At 37.3% G+C, this 23,281-nt stretch carries 23 protein-coding genes and 1 other annotated feature; of the genes, 16 read left to right on the forward strand and 7 right to left on the reverse strand.

All coding sequences use genetic code 11. The features are described 5' to 3' along the window. Positions 1 to 5: 5 nt before the first annotated feature. The 12 genes from KBP50_RS06335 (at position 6) to KBP50_RS06385 (ending at position 10,761) form a co-directional block, all read left to right on the forward strand. Entirely contained in the window at positions 6 to 1,346 is a 1,341-nt protein-coding gene (locus KBP50_RS06335; RefSeq protein ID WP_050353569.1) for a replication initiation and membrane attachment family protein, read from the forward strand. 22 nt (positions 1,347 to 1,368) lie between these two features. Continuing rightward, the gene (gene dnaI, locus KBP50_RS06340) at positions 1,369 to 2,295 is read left to right on the forward strand and encodes a primosomal protein DnaI (protein WP_050353340.1); all 927 of its coding nucleotides are present in this window, start codon (positions 1,369 to 1,371) and stop codon (positions 2,293 to 2,295) included. A 623-nt stretch (positions 2,296 to 2,918) separates the two neighbouring features. Continuing rightward, positions 2,919 to 3,776 carry a sporulation protein YtxC gene (gene ytxC, locus KBP50_RS06345; protein ID WP_050353339.1) on the forward strand — a complete coding sequence of 286 codons (858 nt, stop codon included), beginning with the start codon at positions 2,919 to 2,921 and terminating at the stop codon, positions 3,774 to 3,776. A gap of 14 nt (positions 3,777 to 3,790) precedes the next feature. Next, positions 3,791 to 3,967 (forward strand): hypothetical protein, encoded by a 177-nt coding sequence (locus tag KBP50_RS06350; protein WP_156875265.1) that lies wholly within the window; start codon positions 3,791 to 3,793, stop codon positions 3,965 to 3,967. Between the two features lie 133 nt (positions 3,968 to 4,100). Next, positions 4,101 to 6,050 (forward strand): threonine--tRNA ligase, encoded by a 1,950-nt coding sequence (gene thrS / locus KBP50_RS06355; protein ID WP_050353338.1) that lies wholly within the window; start codon positions 4,101 to 4,103, stop codon positions 6,048 to 6,050. Positions 6,051 to 6,450: 400 nt separating this feature from the next. Continuing rightward, positions 6,451 to 6,612, forward strand: coding sequence for a hypothetical protein (locus tag KBP50_RS22645; RefSeq protein ID WP_254217545.1), 162 nt, complete (start codon positions 6,451 to 6,453; stop codon positions 6,610 to 6,612). Between the two features lie 10 nt (positions 6,613 to 6,622). Beyond that, positions 6,623 to 7,045: a phosphotransferase family protein gene (locus tag KBP50_RS22650; protein WP_328219540.1), complete on the forward strand. Its 423-nt coding sequence runs from the start codon at positions 6,623 to 6,625 to the stop codon at positions 7,043 to 7,045. Between the two features lie 594 nt (positions 7,046 to 7,639). Next, positions 7,640 to 7,764, forward strand: a sequence feature (ribosomal protein L20 leader region). 159 nt (positions 7,765 to 7,923) lie between these two features. Next, positions 7,924 to 8,427 carry a translation initiation factor IF-3 gene (infC, locus tag KBP50_RS06365; RefSeq protein ID WP_050353568.1) on the forward strand — a complete coding sequence of 168 codons (504 nt, stop codon included), beginning with the start codon at positions 7,924 to 7,926 and terminating at the stop codon, positions 8,425 to 8,427. A 56-nt stretch (positions 8,428 to 8,483) separates the two neighbouring features. Next, the gene (gene rpmI / locus KBP50_RS06370; RefSeq protein ID WP_050353336.1) at positions 8,484 to 8,681 is read left to right on the forward strand and encodes a 50S ribosomal protein L35; all 198 of its coding nucleotides are present in this window, start codon (positions 8,484 to 8,486) and stop codon (positions 8,679 to 8,681) included. A 63-nt stretch (positions 8,682 to 8,744) separates the two neighbouring features. Next, positions 8,745 to 9,101: a 50S ribosomal protein L20 gene (gene rplT / locus KBP50_RS06375; protein ID WP_050353335.1), complete on the forward strand. Its 357-nt coding sequence runs from the start codon at positions 8,745 to 8,747 to the stop codon at positions 9,099 to 9,101. Positions 9,102 to 9,700: 599 nt separating this feature from the next. Beyond that, entirely contained in the window at positions 9,701 to 9,982 is a 282-nt protein-coding gene (locus KBP50_RS06380; RefSeq protein ID WP_050353334.1) for a DUF1294 domain-containing protein, read from the forward strand. A gap of 194 nt (positions 9,983 to 10,176) precedes the next feature. After that, positions 10,177 to 10,761: a TVP38/TMEM64 family protein gene (locus tag KBP50_RS06385; RefSeq protein ID WP_050353333.1), complete on the forward strand. Its 585-nt coding sequence runs from the start codon at positions 10,177 to 10,179 to the stop codon at positions 10,759 to 10,761. A 363-nt stretch (positions 10,762 to 11,124) separates the two neighbouring features. On the opposite strand, the gene KBP50_RS06390 is transcribed toward KBP50_RS06385, so the two are convergent. After that, entirely contained in the window at positions 11,125 to 11,517 is a 393-nt protein-coding gene (locus KBP50_RS06390; protein ID WP_050353332.1) for a hypothetical protein, read from the reverse strand. A 356-nt stretch (positions 11,518 to 11,873) separates the two neighbouring features. On the opposite strand from KBP50_RS06390, the gene dut reads away from it, so the two are divergent. Continuing rightward, on the forward strand, positions 11,874 to 12,308 hold the full coding sequence (dut, locus tag KBP50_RS06395) for a dUTP diphosphatase (protein WP_050353331.1): 435 nt from the start codon (positions 11,874 to 11,876) through the stop codon (positions 12,306 to 12,308). Between the two features lie 966 nt (positions 12,309 to 13,274). Beyond that, positions 13,275 to 14,360 (forward strand): M42 family metallopeptidase, encoded by a 1,086-nt coding sequence (locus KBP50_RS06400; RefSeq protein WP_050353330.1) that lies wholly within the window; start codon positions 13,275 to 13,277, stop codon positions 14,358 to 14,360. Between the two features lie 426 nt (positions 14,361 to 14,786). Here the strand turns inward: KBP50_RS06400 and KBP50_RS06405 are convergent, their stop codons facing one another. From KBP50_RS06405 to sspI, 6 genes are all read right to left on the reverse strand, one after another. Next, positions 14,787 to 15,401, reverse strand: a complete 615-nt coding sequence (locus KBP50_RS06405) for a lytic transglycosylase domain-containing protein (protein ID WP_050353329.1) — start codon at positions 15,399 to 15,401, stop codon at positions 14,787 to 14,789. 68 nt (positions 15,402 to 15,469) lie between these two features. Continuing rightward, positions 15,470 to 16,141, reverse strand: a complete 672-nt coding sequence (locus KBP50_RS06410; protein WP_050353328.1) for an ABC transporter ATP-binding protein — start codon at positions 16,139 to 16,141, stop codon at positions 15,470 to 15,472. Further along, positions 16,134 to 17,264, reverse strand: coding sequence for an ABC transporter permease (locus KBP50_RS06415; protein WP_050353327.1), 1,131 nt, complete (start codon positions 17,262 to 17,264; stop codon positions 16,134 to 16,136). The genes KBP50_RS06410 and KBP50_RS06415 overlap by 8 nt, the downstream gene beginning before the upstream one ends. Then, positions 17,261 to 18,484: an ABC transporter permease gene (locus KBP50_RS06420; RefSeq protein ID WP_050353326.1), complete on the reverse strand. Its 1,224-nt coding sequence runs from the start codon at positions 18,482 to 18,484 to the stop codon at positions 17,261 to 17,263. The genes KBP50_RS06415 and KBP50_RS06420 overlap by 4 nt, the downstream gene beginning before the upstream one ends. Before the next feature lie 39 nt (positions 18,485 to 18,523). Beyond that, on the reverse strand, positions 18,524 to 20,101 hold the full coding sequence (locus tag KBP50_RS06425; protein WP_050353325.1) for a flagellar basal body-associated FliL family protein: 1,578 nt from the start codon (positions 20,099 to 20,101) through the stop codon (positions 18,524 to 18,526). Between the two features lie 522 nt (positions 20,102 to 20,623). After that, on the reverse strand, positions 20,624 to 20,845 hold the full coding sequence (gene sspI, locus KBP50_RS06430; RefSeq protein ID WP_050353324.1) for a small acid-soluble spore protein SspI: 222 nt from the start codon (positions 20,843 to 20,845) through the stop codon (positions 20,624 to 20,626). A 307-nt stretch (positions 20,846 to 21,152) separates the two neighbouring features. On the opposite strand from sspI, the gene KBP50_RS06435 reads away from it, so the two are divergent. Beyond that, positions 21,153 to 21,899, forward strand: a complete 747-nt coding sequence (locus KBP50_RS06435; protein ID WP_249664571.1) for a TrmH family RNA methyltransferase — start codon at positions 21,153 to 21,155, stop codon at positions 21,897 to 21,899. 346 nt (positions 21,900 to 22,245) lie between these two features. Continuing rightward, positions 22,246 to 23,280 carry a phenylalanine--tRNA ligase subunit alpha gene (gene pheS / locus KBP50_RS06440; RefSeq protein ID WP_050353323.1) on the forward strand — a complete coding sequence of 345 codons (1,035 nt, stop codon included), beginning with the start codon at positions 22,246 to 22,248 and terminating at the stop codon, positions 23,278 to 23,280. Position 23,281 lies beyond the last annotated feature (1 nt).

Genomic DNA, 23,281 nt, shown 5'->3' on the forward strand with positions numbered 1-23,281 from the left:
GGAACATGAACAGGATAGGCAAGATTTTACCCATTGAGGGATACTGGGTAGAACTTCAAGGTACGTTGCCGATGGATTATGCGAAATCGTTAACTCATTTATATCAACCGTTAATAGGAATGGCTGCTATTATCCTTTATCAAACATTACTTCATGAACAAGAAATACAAGCTGAAAAACAAATTCCTCAAACACATCATACATTAATGAATTACTTAAATCTTCCTTTAGATGAAATCTATGCAGCCAGACTCAGATTAGAAGGCATTGGTCTGCTTAAAACGTACGAAATAAATTCGCAGGAAAATCGAGTGTATACGTATGTTTTGATGCCTGTTTTTTCTCCTGCTCAATTTTTTAAAGACCCTATGCTTTCCCAGCTTCTCTATCATCATATTGGTATAGAGAAGTACGACGTTTTAGAAAAACATTACTCGTCAAACAGTAGCGATACATACGGTAAGAATATAACCGCTTCTTTTCAAGACGTCTTTCAAACGGTTACGCCTGATTCCTTGCCGAAGATGAACCAAGAACAACCAAAGCAAGGTGTAAACATGGAGAGTGTGGATTTTACGCCAATTGAGCAAAGCTTAAAGCAACGGATGATTCCTGTAAAGAAGGTACTTACTACTTACAATTGTAAAATGATAACACAAATGATGTTTCTATATGAGTTGGAGACATATGAGATAGAAAAGGCAATATTATGGGCATTAACGGAGGAAAACAGACTGCATGTGGACGAATTTAAAGCAGCCTGCTATGATTTATTTCAATCAAAATATAAAGAAAATCACATACGTCTAGTAGAAAAGGCAACGACGACAGAGCCGCAGAAAAAAAATCAGCTAACCGCAAATACAAAAGAGGAGCAGCTGATTAATCATCTGGAAACTATCTCGCCTAAACAGCTGTTAGAAGATTTATCAAGTGGTCACCATGCCTCAGAGCAGGATTTGCGATTAGTAGGAGATATAATGACATCACAAGGGTTGCCAGCACCGGTGATGAATGTTTTAATACATTACGTGTTATTACAGACGAATATGAAATTGTCCAAAAATTATTTAGCGAAAATTGCCAGTCATTGGTCCAGGGCGAACTTGAAAACGGCGAAAGAAGCAATGGCATTTGCTAAAAAAGAAGTAACCAGCTATAAAACTGCGAAGAAACCAGTAGCTAGGAATAGACAGACGAAAGAGGTTGTGCCAGAATGGTTTAAACAGCAAAAGAAACAACAGAAACAGGAAGTTGCGGCGACGCAGGAAGACAAGGAAGATGAGTTGCAAGAGCAGAAGGAGATTGAAATGCTGCTAAAGCAATACTCTAACCATAACAAATAAAGCAATATCAAGGATGATGGATATGAAACCAGTACAATCGACGTTGCAAAAATGGATGAGAGAAAATGAAAACTTTCAGGAGCACTATGCAAAAATTCGCCGGGAAGTATTAAATGATTCTGAAATTAAAGCTTTTCTCGCCAAGCACCCAGCGTTAACCAAAAAAGAAATTGATAAAAACTTAATCAAATTGTATGAGTATATGACGCAGTCTAAGCAGTGTGCTAAGTGCACAAGTTTTGAAAATTGCCCGAATATGCTTCCAGGATATTCACCTGTTTTGCACGTCGAAGGAGGAGAAATCCATTTATCCTATGAAAAATGCTATGAGCGAATAAATTATGAAAAACAGCGAGAACAACAGAAGTTAGTTCAAAGCTTGTATATGCCTAAACAAATCCTAGAAGCAAAGATTGATTATATTGATTCCGATCCGAAACGCAGTCAGGCTGTCCGTGAAATTTTGAAATTCGTTGGGGATTGTGAACAGGAAATTCCCACTAAAGGATTGTATTTGTATGGACCATTTGGTGTAGGGAAAACTTATTTTTTAGGTGCACTTGCTAACAAGTTAAAAGAAATGTATATTTCTTCCGCTTTAATTTACATGCCTGAATTTGTGAGAGAAATGAAGGCATCGATGAAGGACGATTCGCTAAATAAAAAACTGGATTATTTTAAAAAGACCGATGTGTTGATGCTTGATGATATCGGAGCAGAAATGCTGTCTCCTTGGTTTCGAGATGAAATTTTAGGGTCTTTATTACAATATCGCATGATGGAAGGGTTGCCTGTGTTTTTTACGTCCAATTATAGTTTGCAAGAACTGGAAACCCATTTGGCTTCAACAAGAAATGGTGTTGAGGAAGTAAAAGCGGGACGGATTATTGAACGGATGAAACAGGTAAGCCAACCAGTTGCTATTTTTGCGGAGAACCGCCGGACGTAACTTTAGATTAAGTTCCACGCTATGTGGGAGAAAAAGCCACTCCGCTAAATGACTTCAGATTATGTGGCGCATTGCATTTAGTAATGGACGCTAATCCATTTTTAAGAAAACCTCTTATAGGGGATTCCTCTGCTGCACGACCTAGGCATGGATTCTGCTTAAAGCCAATGATCTCGACGAGCAATTTGTGATCATTGGCATTTTACTGTATATTGATCATTTTTATCCCGCCTTTAACCGGCAGTAAGCCCACTTCTATCCTCTACAGGTAAAACCAAAGGATAACAGATAACAATAACTCCACGGATTAAAGAAAGATGTATTTTTCTTGTACTATAGGAAAGTCTACAGTTTTAAGGGTTTATAGTATAAGCAAAACTATGGCTATCCGCCATAAGAATTGGCGATAAGCCAAGTTTTTCTATAAAATAACTTGTCTGCTTTACTTTATATTAGAAGATATATAACAGCGCTAATTTTTTGTGAAACGCTTCTATTATGATGATAAGCTCTGATAAGGTGTATCTACTTTTACTGACCTTTACTAGTTTTAATGGTTTACTCATTATTTTCATTCTTTGTCCATATAATGTAACAGTTTGGTTGGATGAGGGTGATATGTATTGGTTGAATTATTTATCGAGTCAGACAAAGAGGTTATTCGTTTCTGTGAAAAGATGCGCCAGCATAATAAACAGATTAATCTGTATTGGAAAACACATAAGGATTGGGGGAATCATTTACAATTTGATGCACATATTCCTAATCAAGTACTTATTCCTGCCATTGCAAAATCTTTAACTAATGTATTTATTACACATCGATTAGGAAAATGGATTACTTCAGTAATGGAGGATTTTTACTTTTATACAGATATAGACGAAAAGGAAAAAATTATGGAATTAACAAATTGGGTCATGACTGGGAAAGATAAAGATAGTTTATTTGTAAGAAAAAATGAAGACCCACAACAGATTCTCGAATCACTCTTCATTGCTAATATAAAAGATACACCGACCATTCACTATGATTCATTAGTAAAATTTCGGTTGAAAGTGTTTCATGATTATGTCGTTCATTATGTCGGTCTTGCAATTGATGAGTATAAAAGAGAAGAAGAACACCAGGAATTTATTAATATGCTTAGAGGATACGTTTTGAATCGCAAATCTTCTGTATCTAATATTTATATTATACAAGGAGATACGTTTTCATTTTTTAATCAAAACGGTAAAGCTCTTTCGCATCTGGAATTACGTATGCTGATGCAAAAAGAACCCCTATATTTGGTTGGGTTAGATGAAAATGAATTTAATTTAGCTCCACTTATAGCGATGACTCCAGAACATATTTATATTTACGGGGACGATCCGTCTGAACCAAAAACGTTAACGGTTATTAATGTATTTCAGGAAAAAGTAACTTTTGAACCACTTCGTCAATTTCCATTTTCTCACTATATGCAGAAAGAACAGCATTAGGACTTGCTTTTTCAATGATCAAGCGCTATAATACGAATTATATTATTATTTTATTTGCGAACGGCATAGAAAAGGATATGAATCATTTGCGATGTATGCTAGAGAAGGGAATCATAGGCTGGAAGTTCCCGCTTACTAGTAATGATTTACCACCTTGGAGCCCTGCTGTGAAGAAGCAAGCAGTAGCGTAGATCTGCGTTAAAGATGTATGAAGCCGTATTGAATTACGGGAATTAGGGTGGAACCACGACGTGACCAACGCTCGTCCCTTTGCATGTATGCAGAGGGGCGGGCGTTTTTTAATTTGAACAAGGAGTGAATGCAATGGCTGAAGAACTAACGTTTATTTTTCCGGATGGAGCAGAAAAAAACTTCCCAGAAGGAACAAATGGAGAGGATATCGCGGCATCGATTTCGTCTGGCTTAAAAAAGCAGGCATTAGCCATTAAATTAGATGGAGTTCCGTATGATTTAAGACGTCCATTAGTTCATGGCGGTTCAATCGAGATTATTACGAGCAAAGACGACGAAGGTATTGACATTATGCGTCATTCTACAGCGCATTTAATGGCACAGGCGATTAGACGACTCTACAAGGATGTAAACTTTGGTGTAGGTCCAGTCATCGAAGAAGGTTTTTATTATGATATGGATATGGAGCATTCGATAACACCTGAAGACCTTCCGAAGATTGAAAAAGAAATGAAGCGAATTATTGATGAGGCTTTGGAAATTGAACGTATGGAAGTGTCTCGTGACGAGGCAAAACAAATGTTTAAAAGTGATCCTTTAAAGCTTGAACTTATCGATGCTATCCCTGAGAACGAGCAAGTAACGATTTATAAGCAAGGTGAATTTTTTGATTTGTGTCGCGGTGTTCATGTGCCTTCCACGAACAAAATTAAAGCCTTTAAGTTATTAAGTATTTCCGGTGCGTATTGGCGAGGTGATAGCAATAACAAACAATTGCAGCGCATTTATGGAACTGCTTTTCCAAAACAAAGCCAAGTCGACGATTATTTAAAATTATTGGAAGAACGTAAAGAACGAGATCATCGAAAACTAGGTAAGGAATTGGATATTTTTACCGTTTCCCAAAAGGTCGGACAAGGTTTACCATTATGGTTACCAAAAGGTGCTACGATCCGCAGAATCATTGAACGATATATTGTGGATTTAGAAGAGCGTCTTGGCTATGACCATGTCTATACGCCAGTATTGGGTAGTGTAGATTTATATAAAACGAGCGGTCATTGGGATCACTATCAAGAAGATATGTTTCCGGCGATGACCATGGATAATGAGGAGCTTGTATTGCGGCCAATGAATTGTCCACACCATATGATGGTATATAAAAACCAATTATACAGCTACCGGAATCTTCCAGTACGTATTGCTGAGCTTGGCACCATGCACCGTTATGAGATGTCTGGTGCATTAGCAGGGTTACAGCGTGTAAGAGCGATGACATTAAATGATGCGCATATCTTCGCCCGTCCGGATCAATTAAAAGATGAATTTATTCGTGTAGTTGAGCTAGTGCAAAAAGTATATGAAGATTTTGGTATCAACGATTATTACTTCCGACTTTCGTATCGTGACCCAGAAGATAAAGAAAAGTACGTGGATAATGATGCAATGTGGGAAAAAGCGCAAGCGATGTTAAAGGAAACAATGGAAGACATGCAAGTGGATTATGTAGAAGCAGAAGGGGAAGCAGCGTTTTATGGTCCGAAGCTAGATGTACAAGTGAAAACTGCTTTAGGAAAAGATGAAACATTATCAACGGTACAACTTGACTTTCACCTTCCAGAGCGCTTTGATTTAACGTATATTGGTGAAGATGGACAACATCATCGTCCGGTTGTTATTCACCGTGGAGTTGTTTCCACCATGGAACGCTTTGTTGCCTTTTTAATTGAAGAATATAAAGGGGCATTTCCTACTTGGCTTGCTCCTGTTCAAGTTAAAGTCATTCCAGTTTCTCCTAAGGCACATTTGGATTATGCAAAGCAGGTTGCTGACAAATTGAGACTAGACGGAGTACGGGTTGCGGTTGATGAACGGGATGAAAAGATTGGTTATAAAATCCGTGAGGCGCAAACGCAAAAAATCCCATTTGCTCTCGTCCTTGGTGATCATGAAGTGAACGATCACGCAGTGAACATTCGTCGTTATGGAGAAAAAGAAACAGAAACAGTTTCTCTGGAGGCATTTATTGCTATGATTAAACAAGAAATAGACAATAAAGTGTTGCATAAGACTTCGAAATAAAACGGACAATTGAAAAAAGAATAAAACAAATAAAACAGCTTTGTTCTTTAACAAGAAGCTGTTTTATTTTTATCCCGAATGTAAGGTGGCATAAGACCTCTACTTCAAGATTTGTGGATAAATGTAAAAAGTTTCAGTGGGAGATAACGGCATCTAAAACCCCCAAATCTGTTGGCGAGTAAAATGTCAAACGTAGAATTTCTCTTTTTCAAGGTGCCTGCAATTTGAGTCTTTATTTTACTTTTTAATTGTAGGAGATGGAAGAAAAAAATCCTAGAATGATTGAAGTTCTACGTGAATAGAAAACGATAGAATGTTTTGGAATAAACAATATTCCCCCAAAATAGCGAAATAGAAAAGAGGGGGTCGGTATGCGTGGATTTAGGAAAACCGATAGCAAGTGGAAATACAGCAGAAATATCTTGTGGACAATATGGTTGTAAAGCTATTTCGTGAAAACGTTCTTCCTAATGAAGCTGTCCATGAGGCAAGTAAGCAGACTTTTGTCTATTCAAGCGGTCTTCCTGTTCCAAAAGTATTTGATGTAACTAAAAGGCAGTAGGCAAGCAATTATGATGGAATATATAAAAGGGAAAACGTTAGGAGAAAGATTAATAGCAAAAGAACTTCCTTTAGATGAGGTTATTTCCTTAACTGTAGAGGAGCAACAGCGCTTGCATAATGTTACTATCCATTCAAGTGATTTGGAACAGATGAAGGAAAAACTTAAACAGCAAATTAATGCGGCTGATCAGTTGGAACAGTTGAAAAAAACAAAACTCCTTCAGTTGCTAGAGGAAATTGCTGATGGAGATAAACTATTCCATGGTGATTTTCATTTGTTTAATCTAATTGCAGCAAATAACCGAATGACTATTATTGATTGGGTGGATGCTACTGTCGGAGATATTCATGCTGATGTGAATCGTTCGTATTTGTTGTATTCTCAGTATTCGCAGGAAATAGTGGAAAAATATCCTTTTTTATTACTGTAAGGCAAGTGGCTTGTCACGCCGAGACATTTTTTAAATGGGCTCCAATTATTGTAGCAGCAAGATTGTCCGAAAATGTAGCTTCAGAAGATGAAGAAAGACTTTTGAATATTATATATGAAAATGAGAGGTGAATGGAAAAGCCTCGCCAAAGAATGGGTAGTTATCCTTGGGAAAGAAGCTTTCTAGCGCGAGTGCTGTGTAAAATCTTAGTAGAGTTTTTGGTAGTGTTAAAATCGCCAACAAGCAATGGATATAACACGAAGTCTCCTGGAGCAACCGGGCACATGTATATAATGGGTGGGATTCCCGCCAAGAAAGATCTACTCATTCACGATTAGTGAGTCTTGGAGGACAGCTGAAAATTACGCAGAAAGCCGCTTTTTTCCGAGGAAGTTGGCCCGCCGCGGAAAACGGTATGAGTATCCACTGTGAGTAAAAGCGACTATTCTTAAGCTTTTTTACTGAGGAGCTATATAAAAGAAAATTAAAAGTGAGAGTAGCTTTCATAAAGACGCGACAGACTGTTTATTCATTCTTTTTTTGACATTATCCGATATATATGCTATTCTTATGTAGTTGATAATTAAATGATCTAAAGACAAGTAGAAGCACCCGCTTCTCACCTGTTCGACGCCATCAGGCAGTTGGCTGGTTTTAACCGATTCATATAGACGATTGGAGAAGTGTGGGTGCTGTATTGCCCACGCTTTTTTTAGACGTGGGAAAGGAAGCAATTTGCTTCTCTTGAAGAAAATACTTTTCAAGCTTCTGCGTCTAAAGACTTAAGCTTAGCTTAAGTACCTCATTGTGATGAAATGTAGCTTGTCAAAAAAGATCACAGCGAAAATATTTGGAGGTGGATGATAATTAGCAAGGAAATGAATGTTAATGAGAAGATTCGTGCTCGAGAAGTACGTCTAATTGATGCCAATGGGGATCAGTTGGGAGTGAAATCACGTCAGGAAGCTCTAGAAATTGCCCAAAAGCGTAACCTTGATTTAGTGCTTGTTGCTCCAAATGCTAAACCGCCTGTATGTCGGATTATGGATTACGGAAAGTACCGGTTTGAGCAGCAGAAAAAAGAGAAAGAAGCACGAAAAAAACAAAAAGTCATTAACGTAAAAGAGGTTCGTTTTACCCCGGGAATTGGCGATCATGACTTTGAAACGAAGCTGAAAAATGCTCGTAAATTCTTAGAAAAAGGCGATAAAGTAAAAGCGGCCGTTCGTTTCCGCGGACGCGCTATTACGCATAAAGAATTAGGACGAGAAGTGCTTGATCGGTTTGCTGAGGAAGTAAAAGACATTGCGACTGTAGAGACAAAGCCGAAAATGGAAGGTCGTAATATGTTTATGATGCTTGCTCCAGTAAATGAAAAATAAATTGCAGTTGTTGAGTGTAAGAGACTGTTAGATATGTTACAAGGAGGAAAAACACTATGCCAAAAATGAAAACCCATAAAGGTTCTCAGAAACGCTTTCAGAAAACAGGTACTGGAAAATTAAAACGTGGGCATGCGTATACAAGCCACATGTTTGCGAATAAATCTCAAAAACAAAAACGTAAACTTCGTAAAACAACTACAGTATCAGCTGGAGATTTTAGAAGAATTAAAACGATGCTTCCTTATAAATAAGCGAGCATTGGAATAATTAGAACGGTAAAATTTATTTTTGATTTGTATTAGGAGGGAATTATTATGCCACGTGTTAAAGGTGGAACAGTAACGCGTAAACGTCGTAAACGCGTCCTTAAATTAGCTAAAGGTTATTATGGTTCGAAGAGAACGTTATTTAAAACAGCAAAACAACAAGTAATGAAATCAGGTCAGTACGCTTATCGTGACCGTAAACAGAAAAAGCGTGATTTCCGTAAACTTTGGATTTCCCGTATTAATGCAGCTGCTCGCTTAAACGATATGTCTTACAACAAGCTAATGCACGGTTTGAAAGTTGCTGGCATTGATATTAATCGTAAAATGCTGTCTGATTTAGCAATTAATGATGAAAAAGCTTTTTCTCAATTAGTAACAAAAGCAAAAGAAGCATTGAAATAAAGTGAAATTTCAATCTGACGGGGTTTTCTTTCCATCTGATTGAAATAGAAGGGACCAAATATTTTGCCACTGCAAAGTAATTTGGTCCTTTTTTTACACTATAGGAAAGTATAAGATTTTTTTGGTTTATAGTATAAGAAAAACAAAGGCTTCCGCCATAAGACTTGGCGACAAGCCAAGTTTTTCTAAAAAGATAAGAAAATATAAAATTTGTTGCTTTGGGATGAGGGAATAACTGAATAGCCACGTCCGGCTTCAGCGCCCAGCAACGATGCGACTTTAGAAATGCGCCCTACAATATGGCCTCATCGGTTCGTCGCTAAGAGGAAGGCCGACTAAAAACGGGCTTGCCGCTCAGGCGTCGGCATCCCCCTGTTTTTAGTGGCATGATTCCTAAATCTTTAGTTGATTCGTTCCATTCGCTACGTTGCTAAACGGGCACTTACGCCTTTGTTCCCTTTTATGGAAGTCAATGTTTTGAAAGCATAAAGGATTAGACTTTATATTAGAGATATTTGGAGCTTTCATGAAATAGAATACATACACGAAAGGCAGTTTGGGTAGCAACCAAGTTAAAGCTTAGAGAGGAAAAAGGTAGGATGGATAATTGGAATGCAATTTTTTTATATTTGCTTGGCGTTAATAGCATTGCTTTTTTGTTCATGGGAGTCGATAAGCAAAAAGCAAAGCAGCAACACTATCGAATTCCAGAACGGACGTTATGGATGTTGGCAATTTTAGGTGGAGCGCTGGGAATCTGGTTCGGAATGAAAGTTTTCCGCCATAAAACCAAGCATAAGCGTTTCGTCATCGGGGTGCCGATGTTATTTATTAGTCACTGTGTATTGATCGTGTATTTAATATGGGCATTAAGGGTTTGATTTTTATACAGAAACACAGTTGGTTTAGTGTATGAAAGTGTATTGTGTTTGTTCAACGAAATGATATATATTAGAAGTTTAATATAGTGGACGTATCCCGTTTTCTTGTCATAAAGGCTCGTCTCCTGTCATATACATGTACTAATGTACAGTACTTTTATATCTGTAATAGTTCAACAAGGAGGAGGCAGAGCATGGAATTTTTGGGGAATTATCTATTGGCTTTCATTGAAAAAGGAGGCTTATTCGCCCCAATATTATTTATCAGTTTTCATTTACTACGACCGCTGTTTTTCTTACCGGTAATTTTTATTTGTATTTCAGGTGGGATACTATTTGGGGCTATTGCAGGAACGCTATATTCGCTTATAGGCATCACGTTATCCAGCGTTATATTTTATTTTTTTGTATATAGAATGCCAAAGTCCATGCAACGTTTTCAAAAAATAAAGGAGAAAGTGATAGGTAAACAAACAGCTTTAACGACATCACAAATAGCACTGCTTCGTCTTATTCCGTTTATTCATTTTCACTTGCTGTCTTTATGTTTACTGGAAATATCGTCAAGCTGGAAAGATTATACGAAATCATCTCTTTTATCTAATATTCCTCTAGCATTTATTTATACTTTCATTGGCCAGTGGATTTCTAACTTAACGCCGTTATATGTTGGTCTATGCTTACTAATTCTGTTGCCGTGCATCTATATGCTACGCAGAAAAGAAATTTATATCAAATGGCAAGAATTTTTCCATATTCAAACAAGAGAGAGCACTTAACGCAATAAAGCACTAGATCTATGCGCTGGTTTGTGGTAGCACATATAGCCGAACTAAAAAATTTGTACTTACGAATTATGGGTCGTATGCCCAATCTGCATGTATCCCCCATAAAAAGTGCCATAAAGCTCCCACTTCAGGATTTGTAGACGCGAAGAAGTCTAAGTGGGAGATAGCGCACATGAAATCCCGACCGGCATAGGTAAGATGCCACCAAAATGCGTGGCATGCAAAAAGTGTGCTTCTTTTTCAAGGACAAGAAAAACTTCACATTCGATGCCCCCACGTCGAAAAAGTACCTTTTTAAAGATTTTATTAGTAGGAATGGAAGGAAAATTATACCGAATGGCGTTTTCATTTTATTTATTCCATGGGACTTATCAGCAATTGATTAATCGGGTGTTTCCATTCAATTTTAGCGTGGGGATAACGAATTAATATTTCCTCTTCAAGGAAATATAAGTCGTCCCTTCGCAAACCGCTAAGCTCAAGAGGGTCCTTTGCTGTTACATGTATATTAACAACTTCAAAAGAATCCTCTGTTGTTCCCACATATTTTTCACCTTCAAACAAACATCCTTTATACACAAATTGGAGATTTTTTTTACTGTTGCTAGGTTCGTCTAAAAAATAATAAATTCCCTCTGCTTTAGCAATTTGCAATTTTCGTTGGGGATTACGATAATATTGAATCCAAGTATATATAAGCAATGCCAAAGCAAGCACAATCAGTATGCGAAATAAAATGACTATCATACTATCGTCTCCCTGATTATTATTCCATGATTCCCTTCTTATACGAAACGATATATCTAAAGGTTTCACTATTTTTTATTTTTCATGTTACAATCGTTGAAAGATGTGACGAGGAAGATTTATTATGGGTTGGAAGGCAGTAAAATCAATTAGATACGTATATGGAAACAAATAAAGGAGTAGATAGGCAAGATGTAGTCGTGGATAATATTTCGCTTTAGTTGTAGATTTAGGAAAGCTAGGGGGGCAATTTTTGCTATGTATGTAAAACTATTAATTCTTATTTAATCAGTATTTTTTTCAACCGAAATAAAAAGATTAATGCTATATAAATTTATTAAAAATGGGTGATATGAATGGAGTATAATTTAAAAATTAAGTTAATACATGAAGAAGCAAAATTACCATTTCGTGCAAATGATGGGGACGCTGGTCTGGATTTATTTTCTATCGAGGAGAAAATAATCAAGTCTGGAAAAGCTGAATTAGTTCGAACTGGAATAAAGATTGAATTACCTAAAGGGACAGAGGCACAAGTTAGACCTAGAAGTGGTTTAGCTTTAAAACATTCGGTTACAGTTTTAAATAGCCCTGGAACTATTGATGAAGGATATAGAGGTGAAATAAAGGTAATTTTAATTAACCATGGGAAAGAGGATGTTACAATAGAAAAACATATGAGAATTGCTCAGATGATTATTGCTCCAGTATTACAAGTTAAACTCGAACAAACAGACAATTTGTCTAACACAGCTAGAGATAAAAATGGGTTTGGTTCATCTGGCAAATAAATAAAGACAGTCCATACATATTTGTTGAAAGTGACATAAGCATCAAAAAAACTGTTGTTATCTCAACTTTCGCAGATAATAAATACACGTAGCCCCATTAGGTAACTGGATATGTTAATTGGCAAAAAGCTTCATATAGGATAAGCACCCCGACATTTGAAAGAGTATAATTGTCTAAAATAAACTACCAAGCAGAAGAGTTGTTTCTTATTGTGATGGCAATAATGTTCTTAAGCGACTACCAGATAGAATAAAAAGTACGTACAAGGGGCTAAAGGTACTGAAACATCTTCCAATTGCGGGTATCACAAAGAAATTCCGATTTTCATGTGCTTTTATTTTTCAATTGGTATTTGAATGGATTTTTGAAAACAGGTAAACAATAATTATGATTTACATTTATACCGTATATAAGGTGCTGTAAGACTTTCGCTTTAGGAGTTGGATAATCTCTACCGCGACAAGTCTAGGTGGGAAATAACAGCACCTAAATACCCCTAGCCTTTAGCTCCATACCATTACGGTACAAACAATCAGTAGGGGATGAATGAAAACCTCCACTGATGGAAGGTTCCCTTTTTAGCGATGAGAAATATCATAATATCCTGATACACAATAGACGTTATTTCGCGGCTTACAGGAAGAACGGCTGGTTTTCCAGATGGATTTATCTGGGGAAGAGGGTTCTTTTTTCTTCAAAATGTGGCAAATTGCAATTAACAACATCCGTATTAGGGGAAACATATGACAAGCATTAGGTGTTTCTGAAAGCAGATATCCAGCAAGCTTATTTGGAGAAGCTTCCAGTAAAATAATGTTCAGTTCGCTAAAATAAAAGAGATTAGGTGGTTGAATCAAAAGATTTGTTCTCTTCGTCAGGAGATAGACCAGGTATGTATTAACGATTTTGAAACTTCGCTAATAAGAGGTATAATAGAAATTAGTTTAATGAAGAGGTGACTACATATGGTAAAGTTGGACGAAACGTTAACGATGTTTAAGGACTTAACAGATGCAAAAGGTATACCAGGCAATGAAAAAGAAGCTCGTGATGTAATGAATAAGTATATTTCTCCGTATGCGGATGAAGTAATGTACGATAACCTAGGGAGCTTAATTGCCAAAAAAACAGGTGATGAAAATGGTCCGAAAATCATGGTTGCGGGTCATCTAGATGAAATTGGCTTCATGGTTACAAGAATTGACGACAAAGGGTTTGTTTATTTTCAAACAACAGGTGGGTGGTGGAGCCAGGTAATGCTCGCCCAACGTGTAACGATTATGGGAAGTAATGGAGATGTGACCGGTGTTATTGGATCAAAGCCGCCACATATCCTTTCGGCAGAAGCGCGGAAAAAGCCAGTTGAAATTAAAGATATGTTTATTGATATCGGTGCTTCTAGCAAAGATGAAGCTGAGTCATTCGGTGTGAAACCAGGAGATTCAGTAGTACCTTATTTTGAGTTTACACCGTTAAAAAATGAAAAACTATTATTAGCAAAAGCTTGGGACAATCGTATCGGTTGTGCGATCGCTATTGAAGTACTAAAGCAGCTAAAAGATGAGAATCATCCTAACATTGTTTACGGGGTAGGAACTGTTCAAGAAGAGGTCGGACTTCGTGGAGCTAAAACAGCTGCTAATACGATAAAACCTGATATTGGTTTTGGCGTTGATGTAGGGATAGCTGGTGACACTCCAGGAGTTTCGGATCATGAAGCAGATAGCAAGATAGGGAAAGGACCACAAATCGTGTTATATGATGCTTCTATGGTAGCACATAAAGGCGTTCGCGACCTTGTTGTAAAAACTGCAGAAGAAAACAATATTCCGTATCAATATACATCTATGGCGGGTGGCGGAACAGATTCTGGTTCAATCCATCTAACAGCAAACGGTGTACCATCTTTATCGATTACGATTGCGACACGATATATTCATACACATGCTGGTATTTTGCATCGTGATGATTTTGATCATGCAGTAAAATTAATCGTGGAAACAATTAAGAAGCTGGATCGTAATACAGTTAATGAATTAATTCTGGCTTAAAAGAACAAAGGCGCGGGGCGCCCGTTTAGCAACGTAGTGAATGGAACGAATCAACTAAAGATAAAGGAATCATGCCACTAAAAACATGCCGACGTCAGGCGGCAAGCCCGTTTTTAGTCGGCCTTCCTCTTTGCGGCGAACCGATGAGGCCTTATCGGAGGGCGCATTTCTAAAGTCGCATCGTTGCTGAGCTCATGCGCTGGACGTGGCTATTCGGTTATTTCGTTATCCACAAGCACCTCATTTTATAGTTACCTATACAATGAAAAAGAAATGAAGATTTGTTATATATGTCTCCATTTCTTTTTTAATTATATTTGATTGCATTTCGCTTCATAATTAACGAAAAGGAAAAGAAGTGAATCTTTAATGAGTGGGGTTTGCTGTTCCGCACTATTTTCTGATGAACGAATATTATTTACTACATTAGGCTAAATAACCATTCATTACTTTTTGAACATAGTTTTGCGTTTCTTTAAAAGGTGGAATTCCCTGATATTTATCTACATTTCCTGGTCCAGCATTATAGGCAGCCAATGCCAATTCGGTATTTCCGTTATACCGTTGCATCATCTGCTTTAAATATTTGACACCACCCTGAATATTTTGCCAAGCGTCAAAAGGATTTGCCACACCTAAGCCTCTTGCAGTAGCTGGCATTAATTGCATTAAACCTTGCGCTCCAGCGCTGCTTTTCGCATGTGGGTTAAAATTGGATTCTGCCTGGATAACAGACCGAATGAGGCGCTCATCTATTTGATACTGGCTTGCTGCATCTCGAATAAGTGCATCAATATCTCCTGTGTTGCGTGGAGGAACTTTCGAATCATTAGTTACCGAACCGTTAAAGGGATATGTATTGTTTTTGTGCTGTAATGCTTTCGAAGCTTGCATCACGTTCACTTTGTTTAACTGCTCTTGTAACAATTGTTTAAAAGCGAGATCAATCATCGGAGAGTGACTAGAAAATCCACTTGAATTAGACGTAAGGATAGACATTGCCTCATATTGCATCATTTTTTGCAACTCTCTAATCTCCATATTGCGTTCTCCTTCCTACTTATCTCCTACTATTTTACTACATCCTTGTATTTTAGCCAATCAAGTTTTTAAAAACTTATAATCTTTTTGCCAGCATGCTGCAATAGATTTTTATAAAATGGGTCTTTACCAATACAAATAACACGTGTGCACAACTCGTTAATTTCATCCATATCGTGAGAAGTGTAGAGGATCATTTTTTCTTTTTCCTGTGCTAATTTTTTCAAGTAAGCTGCAATTTCTTTTTTGGATTTTAAATCAATCCCTACCGTTGGCTCATCTAACAGGATAAGGTCTGGATCGTGTATGAGGCTGATGGCTAAATTTAATTTTCGCTTCATCCCGCCTGACAATGTGTGCACTTTTTCATCCCACCGGTCTAAATTCATATCTAGACACAATTGTTTTAACTCTTTTTCAGACTTCTTTTTCCAAGCTAACTTTTCAAAGAAGATCATATTTTCTCGTACCGTAAAGTTGTCCCAAATCGCAATCTCCTGTGGTACAAACCCGATATGGCGCCGTACAAGCTTGCGATGCTGTTTATAGTACCAGTCATATAATTGAATGCCTCCTGTAGTCGGTGACTGTAAGGTAGCCAGCAATTGAAGCAAAGTAGATTTTCCTGCACCATTTTCTCCTACTAAGCCAATGATTTCTCCAGGGTGAACGGAAAAGGATAGGTTGCTGAAAATAGCTTGTTTATTGTACGTTTTGGAAATGCAATCCACGTTAAGCATAAGTTTCGTCCTTTCTAACATACCATATGAAAATAAATACCCCAACCATATAAAACCAAAAATTATGAAATGTACCATTAAGAAACGGGATAATCGGATGCACGTCATTTAAAAGTGGAAGTCTATTTGTAAGACCATCAATAGGAATAATTGCTCCACTTGTTAAAGCAAGCATTAATGTAAATATTAGCGATAAGCCATAGTATGTAACAATCTGTTTCATTTTTAAAGCAAATAAAAAAGCTAACCCATTGATCACGAATCGAAAAGAGATGATTGCTGCAATTCGTGAAGCATCGATTGTCGTTGCAAGGAAATGGTTGAAGATAACTAGCGTAACAGCGTCCATTAGCAATAAAATCAATGTATATAACGTGAGATTTAGTAAAGCGTAAGTTTTAAAGGGAAATCGAATAAAGGCAAAACGAGCTCGGACGGAAGAATGGTTTTCTTTTACAAGCCAGCCAAACAGAAAAAAGGTTGCTAAACATGAAAATAAGACCCATAATCCCCATGGGTTCCATAATTGTGATTGACTTTTAGCCCCATCCGCTTGCCCCTGATATTGAAAGTGAGCGGATAATAAGTCCTGCTCTGTTTCTATTTCTTTACTCGTAGTTATAATTTCCTTTGTCGTCCAATTTTGGTTGTTAGTTAGTTGCTCTTCCATTTGCAATATAGTGTAGGCTGTTTTTATCCGTCCTGTATCCTGTTGAACCATTGAGGCTACCATTTCTGAAACAGAGGTATACGCAAACGATAAATCGGACTGGTAGCTAGTGATCAGCCGATTCCGGCTTCCTCTATTAATTTGTTCCTCATATCCTTTTTTAATGACGAATACACTATCTAACTCATGCTTTTCCAACTGATTAAGAGCTTGTTCTTCATCTAATTGGTAAACTCGAATAAAAGGAGTCTCTTCTATTTTTTCTACCAGTTCAAAAGCGGTGTTGGTCTGATCTGCTACAACAATCCCCACAGGAACCTTGGTATCTGCCTGAAAATTTACAAGCAAATACTGAAGGAAAACTACAACGATGATGGGAAAGAGCAACCAAAAAATAAAGTGAAACGGCGCTTGTTTCCAATGTAAGAAGCGTGTATGAATAATAGCTTTCATCGGTGAATGCGCTCCTTTCCAATTGTAATGCCTAATAGGATAAAGCTGCCAGAGCCTGTCATCAATAATAAAGGCAGATAGTCAACATATAAACGTTCATTTAGCAATACTTCTTGTAGCCAGTACAATGCTTCTGATGAAAAGGCAAAGGGCAATATTTGTTGTAGCGATAAAGGAAGATAGATGGTTGGAATAATAGCACCACTTAATAAAAGAATGAGTAATGTAAAGCCGATTTGTATGATTAATCGTAATCGATGTGAAGCAATTATAGCTTCTACAATCGAGACACTCAGTAAAAAGCAAGTACTATACAAAACGGTAACAATTAGTATCCGCAATGTATCAATTAGCTGCACATCCCATTGCAGTAATTGAATAAGCGCAAACAATAATCCCAAGCCAATGATCGTAACTAGACTTAATGTTACAATTAGTTTCGCAAGTATTAACTGAATCACTTTAACCTCATAGAGAGCCATCCTTTGGTGCATACGTCGGCTCACATCTTGATATAAGAAATTGTATATCAGGAGCAGCCAGATCGTAAAAATGATAAACCAACCAGCCAGACTATGATACGTGATGGGGTTGGCAGTGGCTTGGTTGACGATTTGTTCCTCTTGCATCAGTTGCTTTCTTCCTAGTGTATAAAAGACAAATTCTTTGAACTGCTCAAATACAAGATCATTACGCGTCTCATTATCTAACGGGAGCTGTTTCGCATATTGATTTATGGTGAGTACATTTGCTTGTGAAGCTCTTATATGTCTCGTAACACTTTCAATTAATGTTTTCACCATTTGGCTTTGAATCGGTTGATTTGGATTTCCAATGATTGGTAAAGTAACAGGAATTCCTTGATACAGATTTGCTGTAAAGTTCTCTGGAAATACAATGTATGAACTTAGCTCATTACTACTAATTTTTTGTTTTGCCGCTGTTTCTTTCATATTATGTATGTGAATGTAACTACCCAGCTGGGACGCTTCATCCAACATGTCAACCAGCAATTTGGTTTCCTTTGATTCGTCCAAGTCTACTAGTCCGACTTGGATAGGACTCTGATCCTCTGGTATAACGAATGTGATGATCATAACCGCAAGTAAACCGACCATGATAACGGGAAATAGTAAAACAAGAGGAAGTGTCAACCACTTCCTCTTAAGCTGTAATAAATCATATTTTAAAAACAAAAACGTTGTTCTTATGAAATGCATGATGGGCACTTCCATTTCATCCAAGTATTTATCGCTAGATTAAAATTCCATGTTTCCAGTGGCTGATAGCATCTCTACCATCCAGCCTTGGAATTTAGGAGTTACTTCAGTTTCAAAGTATTCCATGAGTTCTTGCTCATTCATTGTTCCGATATTTTTTGTCTTATCATCATTTGGAATTTTTACCTTGTCAATCGTTTTTCCATCAACAGCAACGTTAAGTGAAAATAGATTTTGAGTTTCATTTGGAGCCGTAAAAGCAAAGCTATGTTCTCCGCTCATTTGATCTTCTTTATAAGCAGACGTACCGCTCCATACAACTTGCATACTATCAGTATATGGATCTTGGAAACTGATCGTACGTTCAAAATCACGCTTGCCATCTTTTAATGTTTCGGTGCCATCATAGGTAAGCGCAAGATCGTCCATAGTGAGTTTAATAGAATCATCTGCTTTCTGATCTTTCCATGATAAATCTCCTGCTAGGTTCATTTTACCTTCACTAACAGAGTCTACAACGCCTAAGTCAAGGTTAAATTGTTGCTTCTCTTCTGTGAGCAGTTGTGTACCTTTAATTTTAATCGTCGCAAGCTGTTCTTTGTCTGGACCAAGCTTGACGCTAAAATCGCGCTGAGCAATTAAATCATCATGTACCCAAATCGTTGATGTTAAACCATCTGGAACTTGTAATTTATCTACATCCGTTTTTGCTTTCGCTAAAGATTCATCTAAGTCTTCCATTACTTGGTCAATTTCATTTTTTACTTCAGGTAGAGCCGATGTTCCCATTGATTGATCCTCGATATATTTGCGAAAAAGCTCTTTCATTTTATCATCTTTTTGTAATTTTTCGATGACCTTCTTTAAAATGTCTTTTACCTTTTCTTCGCTTAATTGCATGGTTATTTTTTCTGTTTTTAAAGACTCGTCATGGACTTTAATGCTTTCATTTTCTGTTTTAAACGCATCGTCAGGTAATTGTTCATAGATGAATTTACCATACTGTTCTTGGATATATTCGATATCCTCTTCGGAAAATGCACCTTCAAAGAAGGCACCAAAGTCAATTTTTTCTTCTCCAGTGAAAGTCATTGGATCTATTTGCTTCATCAAGTTACCGACATTCTCTCCTTTTATAGAGAGCAATTCATCAAGGAATGGCAAGCCAAGCATAAACTGTTCGGAAGTTAAGTGAAATGAAACGTTATCAACTTGAATTCCACCAATATCTGCTTTAAGCTCTCCAGACATTTTTTTATTTTTCATATCAGCAGCGTGTGTGATGGAAATAGTGGAATTATTAATCAGCTGTACTGGGTCCATTTCCCCCATACCCATATCACTACTAGGTAGATTGGATTCTGCTGACAAATCATATTTCGTTTCTGTCGGTTCTTCTTTTGATGTTTCGAACCAATCTAATTCCGCTTCATATCTTTTTTCAATTTGATCATTCATAAATTCCATCGTTTCTTTTTCTGCTAAAAAATATTTTTCCTTATCTGATAAATTTGCAAAAATAAATGCAGCAACACTTCCACCGATCAGCAATACTGCCCCAATAATAATGCCGACCAGCATTTTGGGTGACAATTTCCGTTTCTTTGTTTCTTCCATTATTTCTTTCCCCTCTCTATAAATAACTTCATTTTTGATTGTATTAGTGAATCATTAAAAGGATTACAATGAAGTTTCTGTTATGTTTATATCACTTCGTAAAAATATAGTCAAATTGTGCCAAATCTTGTCCAAACAAGATAAGCTGAAAAATGAAATCATTGGTTTGAATTTAAGATAAAAAAAGGGAACTAATACCTATTTAATTAACGATGGGTGTTATGAATTCGTTCTCGTTTTTGCGACTTTGGTCTCTTGTGTTTTTGAAATTAGGCAGTTAATACTATTTTTCGATAGCCGAGGGTTGTGAAAATCAATATATATCATGTTAAAAATTTCACAATAAGAATGGTATATTTGGATAGCGAAAAATCCGTAGCTTGAGCTCGAATTCTAATACGAACAGATATAGTGATGTATCGAAACAAAGCCAGAAAAATCGCGCATCAAAGGCGTAAGCCGTACACCGTTTGGAGACGCGATGATAGGTCATAATAAACCGCCGTTTAAACGGCGGAATGGTTATCGTGCTGTCGCTTGCTTTACACCTTGCTCTAGCGCTTCCAACATATGGTGCTTATCTTGTTCATCTGCATGTTCCCAGATTAATTCGAATAGCACTCCTAGACCAGGTAGCATTTTCTCTTCGCCACTTTGCACTGCATCTACAATAGTTGCTTCTAATTGGTCTTGGTTGTTGGAAGCAATATTGCTAAGTATTGCCTCACGTAAATTTAGATCCAAATCGTTTCCTCCTTTACAAGGTTTTTACTTTTAACTCAGAGCTTCAAAAAGTTTACTAATCGGCAGCGTGCAACATGAATGAATCGGTTCAAAAACCTCCAGAAAAGACAGTTTACATTTCTAAGGCGAATACGAAATTATTAAATTTATAGGTCATACTAACATACTGCAGTCTTTCTCCTCGTAAAAAAGTGCTGCTACCGAAATCTTTTTGCTGCCCTCTCTTATTTACCTTGTGCTTACAAGTAGTTTGACCTGAAGAGGTGAAAATATGTATACTATGTAAGATGAATGAGGGTGATAAGCAATGACACATATAATTACTTCTATAAAAAACGAAAAAGTAAAGCACTGGAAAAAATTACATAAACGAAAAGAGAGAGTAAAGACACAAACATTTCTCATTGAAGGTTTTCATCTAGTGGAAGCGGCTTTTAAGAGTAATTGGACAATTAAGGAATTGATTATTCAAGAAGGTGTATCTTTACCTGAATGGGCTCGAGATATACCAACAGTTGTGGTGAAAAACAGTGTGTTTGCTGTAGTATCACAGACGGATACTCCCCAAGGAATTGCCGCTATTGTTACCATGAAGCAGCTAAATAGCTCAAGGCAAAGACCTGTATTATTAATTGACGCTATTCAGGATCCGGGGAATCTAGGCACGATTATTCGTACCGCAGATGCTGCAGGTTTTTCTGAAGTAATATTAGGAGAAGGAACGGTAGATGTATTTAATGATAAAGTCGTTCGTGCAACACAGGGGTCCTTGTTTCATATCCCTGTTCGTCATGCTGATTTGTTAGCTGAAATACCATTGTTAAAAGAAGCGGGCTTTGGAATCTGGGTAACTGCTTTAACAGATGCAGATAACTATACAGAAGTTAAACCCGTCACAAAAACAGCACTAATTGTTGGTAATGAAGGGAACGGAGTACGGTCAGACATTATGGATATAGCGGATAAACGGGTTACGATACCTATATACGGACAAGCTGAATCACTAAACGTAAGTGTGGCTGCTGGAATTTTAATGTACTATTTACGCTCATAATGTTGCAAACAATGACGTAATTCTCTATAATATATATAACTTTATAGCAAAAGCGTTGAAAGAGCGGATAACCTGCCTACCCATACGTTTACAGGGAGAAGTGCCAGAGACTGAAAGCATTTCATCGTAGCAGTGTTCATCCTTTCACTCTGGAGCAGATACTTGGACCTCACGAACGGTGAGTAAAGGTATTCCGGGATATTCCGTTATCAGAATGAAGTGGATACATTGAAGACAATGTATGAACTAGGGTGGTACCGCGACATATGCCTCGTCCCTTGCTGGGAGGAGGCTTTTTGTTATGCTTTCATGCTATAGAAAGAGCGAATGAAGGAGGAAATGGAAAATGAAAGAGCAGTTGCAATCAATAGAACAAGAAGCTTTAGAAAAGATTTCTCAAGCAACAGATACCAATGAACTGCAGGAGATCAAAGTGGCTTATCTAGGAAAAAAAGGTTCATTGACAAGTGTGCTACGAGGAATGGGAAAGCTATCTAAAGAGGAACGACCAATTATTGGTGAACTTGCTAATAAAGTGCGTGAGCAAATAACCAAGAGCTTAGAACAGCAGATGGAAAAACTAGAGGAAATAGCATTAGAGCAGCAATTAGAACAAGAAACGATTGATGTCACTCTTCCTGGTAGACCAGTAAGGCTTGGAGGGCCACATTTATTGACAAAGGTGATTGAAGAAATTGAAGATTTGTTCATTGGTATGGGATTTGAAGTACGGGAAGGACCAGAGGTTGAAACCGACTATTTCAATTTTGAAGCATTAAATCTGCCAAAAAATCATCCAGCGCGAGAGATGCAGGATACATTTTTCATTACAAAAGAGTTATTAATGCGTACACAAACATCTCCAGTGCAAGCAAGAACAATGCTCGAATACGGTGGTAACAAGCCAGTAAAGATGATTTCTCCTGGTAAAGTTTACCGTCGTGATACAGATGATGCCACGCATTCACATCAGTTTACGCAAATTGAAGGATTATATGTAGATAAAGATGTGAAAATGAGTGATTTGAAAGGCGTACTAGATGTTTTTACAAAGAAAATGTACGGAAGTGATCGAGAAATTCGTTTTCGTCCGAGTTTTTTCCCGTTCACAGAGCCATCTGTAGAAATCGATATTTCCTGTAAAGCGTGTGCAGGTAAAGGCTGTTCGATTTGTAAAAGGTCAGGCTGGATTGAAATATTAGGTGCTGGTATGGTACATCCAAATGTACTTTCAATGGCTGGGTACGATCCAGAAGTGTACAGTGGGTTTGCTTTCGGTATGGGACCAGAACGGATCGCTATGCTGAAATATGGAATTAAAGATATTCGCCAATTTTACACGAACGACATTCGTTTTTTAACGCAATATCATAACGCTTAGG

Origin of the sequence: Virgibacillus pantothenticus, assembly GCF_018075365.1 — a bacterium.
Taxonomy (GTDB): domain Bacteria; phylum Bacillota; class Bacilli; order Bacillales; family Amphibacillaceae; genus Virgibacillus; species Virgibacillus pantothenticus.